At 71.1% G+C, this 1,292-nt stretch carries 1 protein-coding gene; it reads left to right on the forward strand.

Annotated features, from left to right (window positions below; all coding sequences use genetic code 11):
* Positions 1-1,292: dihydrolipoyllysine-residue acetyltransferase (gene aceF / locus BLQ74_RS26880; RefSeq protein ID WP_090268561.1), on the forward strand; the 1,292-nt coding region annotated here is incomplete at both ends.

The following is a 1,292-nucleotide window of genomic DNA, read 5'->3' on the forward strand; positions in this document are numbered from 1 at the left end:
CCCTCGCCCAAGGCCGGCGTGGTGAAGAGCCTGAAGGTCAAGGTCGGCGACACCCTGAAGGAAGGCGACGAGATTCTCGAACTGGAGAGCGAGGGTGGCGCTGCTGCCCCCGAAGCCCCGGTCGCCGCCCCGGCCGCAGCGGCCCCCGCGCCGCAAGCCGCCGCGCCTGCAGCGGCAGCGGCTGCCGCGCCCGCCGCTGCCGCCAGCAGCAGCGTCCAGGACATCCATGTCCCGGACATCGGCTCGGCCGGCAAGGCCAACGTCATCGAAGTCCTGGTGAAAGCCGGCGACACGGTCGAGGCCGACCAGTCGCTGATCACCCTGGAGTCGGACAAGGCCAGTATGGAAATCCCCTCGCCGGCCGCCGGCGTGGTGGACAGCGTCTCGATCAAGGTCGGTGACGAAGTCGGCACCGGCGACCTGATCCTCACCCTCAAGGTGGCGGGCGCCGCCGCGCCCGTCGCCATCGTCGAGGAGCAACCGGCCGCCGCGCCGGCTCCGGCAGCCGCGCCGACCGCGGCCGCGAGTGCCGTCGCCGCCGTCGCCCCGGTGGGCGCGCCCAGCCGCGACGGCGCCAAGGTCCACGCCGGCCCGGCGGTGCGCATGGTCGCCCGCGAGTTCGGCGTCGACCTGGCCGAGGTCAAGGCGAGCGGTCCGAAAGGCCGCATCCTCAAGGAAGACGTGCAGGCCTTCGTCAAGGAACAACTGCAGCGCGCCAAGGCCGGCCCGGCCGCCGGCGCCAGCGCGGGCGCCGGCATCCCGCCGATCCCGGACGTCGACTTCAGCAAGTTCGGCGACGTGGAAGAAGTGGCGATGACCCGCCTGATGCAGGTCGGCGCCGCCAACCTGCACCGCAGCTGGCTCAACGTGCCGCACGTGACCCAGTTCGACCAGTCGGACATCACCGACATGGAAGCCTTCCGCGTCGCGCAGAAAGCCGCCGCCGAGAAGGCCGGGGTCAAGCTGACCGTGCTGCCGATCCTGCTCAAGGCCTGCGCCCACCTGCTCAAGGAGCTGCCGGACTTCAACAGCTCGCTGGCCCCCAGCGGCAAGGCGCTGATCCGCAAGAAGTACGTGCACATCGGCTTCGCCGTGGACACCCCGGACGGCCTGCTGGTGCCGGTGATCCGCGACGTCGAGCGCAAGAGCCTGCTGCAACTGGCCGCCGAAGCCGCCGAACTGGCGGAAAAGGCACGCACCAAGAAGCTCTCCGCCGACGCCATGCAGGGCGCCTGCTTCACCATCTCCAGCCTCGGCCACATCGGCGGCACCGGCTTCACGCCGATCGTCAA

It is taken from the genome of Pseudomonas panipatensis, from assembly GCF_900099785.1.
Taxonomy (GTDB): Bacteria; Pseudomonadota; Gammaproteobacteria; order Pseudomonadales; family Pseudomonadaceae; genus Pseudomonas; species Pseudomonas panipatensis.